We start from the raw sequence: 4,862 nt of genomic DNA on the forward strand, positions 1-4,862 counted from the left end.
AAATGAGATTCTTTGAATTTTTTCCATAATAGTACTGATTCCTAGTGGCTTTAATTAAGCAATCACCAAATTAAATTACACTGATGGCCAATATCGATTCTGGTTTGAAACAATAGAAAATATCTTATAATATATATCCCGAGGGTCACCCGGTAACATGTATGAGAGGACGACTGGATGGGAACTATTAATCATCCAAAAATTTGACTGCCCTAAAAGGATGATGCAGAGGACGCAACATATAGAAGCAGGAAGGCCATCTTATCACTTCCAACTCTCCTTGGGAGTTGTCCGCGAATTTTTCCATGCCTCAATATTTTTACAGTCATGATCAAACGGTAGCCGGTGCCTGTCGCAATAATAGTTGTCGCAGTATTCACACCGGAACGGGAGATAGACGCGTTCGCCGCAGATCGTGCAGGTTTTGTACAAAGGATATTCTTTCTTCGGGAAAAACCGCTGGAAAAACCGGGTAATTGTTTCTCTCAGTCCCATGCATGACAGCTTCGCGGTACAGAGTAAAATAGTGCGCACCCCGGCACACGTGGAATACGGCATGCGCGATTCAGCGGACCCCCGGTTTCTCCCTCCCACAATTTTCGGCAGCCTGCTTCAACCGCATTATACCAACCGTTCTGGGATCAGGACACACGGCAGAAGATCATCATCGCAGTCCACATACCCGGTACGCTCATGGGATCGCCCGATTCAACGATCAACATCCCGGCATTTCCTACCATTTCCCAGAGCCTCCATGCAGACCTGCTCTCCAGGCTCTGGATTATCCTCATATATTTCTTGGGGTGGCGGTCTGTACTACCCAACTCGGCAGGCTTGGCGATATCTAAAGCCGGAGCCGCGTGTTCAATATCGGGTTTGGCATTTTCACGCTCGGTTCACGTTTCTGCGGATATTCTCCAAAGGGGTCAGGTTGCTGATCCTCTCCCGTGCGATCCAGGCATTCAGGAGTTCCCTGATGTCATTACCATGTACCTGCAGGAATCCGGGGGCTCTACCTGCACCTCATAGGGTATATACCGGAAGCAAAAAAACGAACATCTGCTGTGTTGGAGGGGAATCAATCCCCGATCCAGGATGAATGTCTGCGAAATAACGAAGAAATTTATGAGCCGGGACAAGGTACGAAATAGTTTTCCATACCCCGGGTTGCAGGAAGAAGTCCGACGCAGCCCTACAGACGTGGATCTGAACAACCGGGCAGAATTTTCCGCGCGATCCCTTTTCTTTACTCAAATTAACCGTTTTTTCGTCACTTTTCTGGCAATATTGATATAGAAATAGTATTCAACCTTTTTTAGGCACAAAAGGAATCTTCCGCTAAAAAGGCGAACACATGTCATTTTTCCTGATAAGTCCTGAAATCTACACCTGGTTCATCCTCCCCCTTCTGATATTCCTTGCCCGTATCGGCGATGTCAGCATGGAGACAATCCGGGTGATCTATATAACGAGAGGCATTAAGTACCTCGCCCCGTTCATTGCATTCTTTGAAATCATCATATGGCTGCTCGCCATGGAGGTCGTAATGAGTGACCTTTCCAATATTGCGAATTTCTTTGCATTCGCATTCGGTTATGCCACGGGTACCTACGTCGGGCTCATTATCGAAGAGAAACTCTCTATTGGTATGGTGATCATGCGGATCGTCACGACCGAAGAATCCAATGAGGAAATTGCGGCATTTTTGGAAACAGAGAACTTCGGTGTCACGTCAATGGATGCAAAGGGTACGCGGGGAAATGTCAAACTGCTCCTCTCGCTCGTCAACCGGGCAGATGTCCCCCGGATCACCGGACACATCCAGACCACCAATCCCAATGCCTTCTTCTCCATCGAAGATGTGCGGTATGTCAACCAAGGGGTCTTCCGCCCGAAAAAACCAAATTCGATCACCGGCTTCTTTCACTCGTTCATCCATCCCTGCGAGAAAAAGTAACAACCCTGCAGGGTTCGTTCATGTACCTCCTTTTTTGCCATACATTACGGAGACTTTAAAATGCATCGGCGCCTAGTGAGAGTGTAACCGAATATCGTTAATTAATCACATCCAATTTTGAGGACCGCTCTCATGAAAACAGAGATGCCATTATCAAAACCCATCCGCCGGTTTCTCACTCATACCGAAGAAACCCTTAATACGGAAATTTCCCTTCTGCGCCAGCCGGAAGCGGAACCCGGCGGGACACTCGTGGATACCTATACGTACGATATAGAAAAGAACGTGATCATATTTCCCGCACAATACGTCGGACTTCTCAAGGATTTCATCATCGCAAAGCAGTGCACCAACCTTCTCATCAAAGGGGCCGCAGCCAGGAAAGGCCGGTACGAAGTCTGCTCGTATACCGAAGACTCGGTCTACCGGGGTATGCGCCAGATCTACCTTGATGCCCTCAAGGATGAGGCCAGGAAAGAGAGCAAGCTCCCGGTCCAGAAACTGCTCCAGATGCTCTTCATCCTGTTCTCCCACTTCAATGACGACGTCAACGAGATCCCCTGGAATGCGATCGTCAATGCAAGTGTCTACCACCGCATGCCCAAGATCCGGAAGACGCAGCTTTACCATATCATGAAAGAGAGCAAGAACGACATGGACGAGATGATGGCGCAGGAGAACATTGTCCCCCGCCGGTATTTTGTCCTGAACAAGGCGATGTTTTACGCCCGCGACATGTTCCTTGCAAAGACACTTCCCGCCGATGAACTGATGCCGGTCCTCAATATCCCCCAGATGAAAAAGTTCAACCACCTCGAAGTGAAAGAGATGCTGACTACACGGTGGACGAATACTGCGTGGTACCAGTCAAAAGTTTTCGGGGATAATATGCTCGAGATCATCGATCGCCCCCTGAGCCAGGTCAACTGGAGCGCTGAGCCGACGCTGGATTATTATTATGATTTATATAAAGTCGGAGTCAATCTGACGAACCATCTTATCGGGTACATGACCATGAGAGACTGGTTCGTGTGGGAGACGCCCAGACACCTGCTGGAAGCACATGAGCACAAAGAGCAGTACGAGAAGACGGCATTAAAAAAAATTTTCGGGGATCTGATCACCGATACATGGGGGGAGTCATGAGCAGGCCGCAGTATAAACAAACGAGAGGCTGTCTATGCCCGTGAAAGAAGTGCTTGAGCTACTCAAACGGGGGAAAGCACTTGCCAGGCGCACCAAATACAAGGAAGCCATTGCACATTACGAGAAAGCAATGTCGCTGGACCCGAAGTACCCGGAGAGCTGGTACCTCCGTGCAGCCGTATATGTTGAAACGAGCAGGCACAAAGAGGCGATTGCCGATTGCGACAAAGCGTTGTCAATGGACCAGAATTATGCGGATGCCTGGTCGACCAAGAGCCTTGCCCTCTTCAATCTTGAGCGGTACGAGGAGGCAGTTCTCGCAAGTACCCGGGCTTCCATGCTGAATGGGAACGATGCGATGGCATGGTACATCAAAGGTGTCTGCCTTGACGAACTCGGCAGAAGTGACGAGGCCCAGGAAGCCTATGGTAAATCCCTCGAACTCGAGATCATTCATGACATGGAAGCGGATGCAAAAAAGATCAGACAACAAGGATGATCAGTTATTTCTTTGCGGTTCTTCTCCTACTCCTGTCCATATTTGTCTGCAGTTCCCTGAATGCCTCATGCGAAAGAATTATCAGACAAAACATCAATGAACGATCGAACGGAGGAAACCGTATGATTTCAAAAACCTTAGAAACAGCACTGAACAAACAGATCAACCGGGAATTTTATTCCGAGTTCCTGTACCTGTCGATGGCTGCATATTTCGAGACAATCTTCCTGAAAGGGTTTGCCAAGTGGATGCGGATCCAGGCAACAGAGGAACATGCACACGCCATGAAGATCTACGAGTTCATCATTGCACGTGGAGGCAAGGTAGCACTCGAAACCATAGAGGCCCCCAAGGCAAAATGGGCATCTGCTGGAAAGGTCTTTGAAGAAGCATATGCCCATGAACAGAAAGTAACCGGCTATATCAACGGTCTTGTCGATCTCGCAATCAAGGAGAAAGACCATGCAACGTTCGAGTTCCTGCAGTGGTTTGTCAGGGAACAGGTCGAGGAGGAGGCAAGCACGGGCGAGATTCTCTCCCAGATCAACATTGTCGGCGATATCATCGGACATCTCTTCTATCTGGATCACCACCTCGGGAAACGCGGATAAACCCACAATCTTTTTCCTTTTATACACTGTTTATTTAAAAGAATTTTTAATGCGGTCGGTTCTTTTCGTAGATGATGAAAAAATATTACTGGATGCCACGCGTTCATTCCTCGAACGGTTTGGCAGCATGCAGGTTCAGACTGCCACATCTGCAAAAGAAGCACTCAGCATCCTTATATCGGCGACATTCGATGCACTGGTGGTAGATTATTACCTTCCGGAGATCACGGGAATAGAACTGCTCAAGATCCTCAGGGCAAAAGGAGACACTACACCAGTCATCATTTTCACCGGAGTCGGAAGGGAGAACGCAGCGATTGAGGCGCTCAATAACGGGGCAGATTTTTTCTTAAAGAAAGGAGATAATCCCTCATCGGAATTCCGGGAACTCGTCCATATGATCAACCGTGCGGTTGACCGTCGCCAGGTCGGGCGATCCCTTGGTATCTCCGAAAAAGTCCTCTCTGGTGCAGTGAGTTTTTTCCCTGAAGCCGCATTTGCCATCGACCGCGAAGGCAAAGTGCTGGTATGGAACCAGGAAATGGCGGATCTGACGGGCATCAGCATAGCAGAGATCCTGGGTAAAGGGGACGGTGCTTATTCGGTTCCCTTCTTCAGGCGAAAGTCTCCGATGCTTGTGGATCTGATC

6 protein-coding genes are annotated in these 4,862 nt (G+C 48.7%); 5 read left to right on the top strand and 1 reads right to left on the bottom strand.

Translation table 11 applies throughout. The annotated features are described in order from the left end of the window. Positions 1-264: 264 nt before the first annotated feature. Complete coding sequence (locus WBL42_RS00890; protein ID WP_424719380.1) at positions 265-495, bottom strand: AN1-type zinc finger domain-containing protein; 231 nt, start codon at positions 493-495, stop codon at positions 265-267. Between the two features lie 859 nt (positions 496-1,354). Between WBL42_RS00890 and WBL42_RS00895 the strand changes: the two genes are divergently transcribed. The 5 genes from WBL42_RS00895 to WBL42_RS00915 all read left to right on the top strand — a co-directional run. Then, positions 1,355-1,957 carry a DUF2179 domain-containing protein gene (locus tag WBL42_RS00895; protein ID WP_424719381.1) on the top strand — a complete coding sequence of 201 codons (603 nt, stop codon included), beginning with the start codon at positions 1,355-1,357 and terminating at the stop codon, positions 1,955-1,957. Positions 1,958-2,089: 132 nt separating this feature from the next. Then, complete coding sequence (locus WBL42_RS00900) at positions 2,090-3,103, top strand: hypothetical protein (RefSeq protein ID WP_424719382.1); 1,014 nt, start codon at positions 2,090-2,092, stop codon at positions 3,101-3,103. 34 nt (positions 3,104-3,137) lie between these two features. Continuing rightward, positions 3,138-3,602, top strand: coding sequence for a tetratricopeptide repeat protein (locus WBL42_RS00905; RefSeq protein ID WP_424719383.1), 465 nt, complete (start codon positions 3,138-3,140; stop codon positions 3,600-3,602). Between the two features lie 122 nt (positions 3,603-3,724). Then, positions 3,725-4,213 (top strand): ferritin, encoded by a 489-nt coding sequence (locus WBL42_RS00910; protein ID WP_424719384.1) that lies wholly within the window; start codon positions 3,725-3,727, stop codon positions 4,211-4,213. A 49-nt stretch (positions 4,214-4,262) separates the two neighbouring features. Next, on the top strand, positions 4,263-4,862 hold a 600-nt coding region (locus WBL42_RS00915), incomplete at its 3' end, for a response regulator (RefSeq protein WP_424719385.1).

Source organism: Methanoregula sp. (assembly GCF_049686655.1).
Taxonomy (GTDB): Archaea; Halobacteriota; Methanomicrobia; order Methanomicrobiales; family Methanospirillaceae; genus Methanoregula.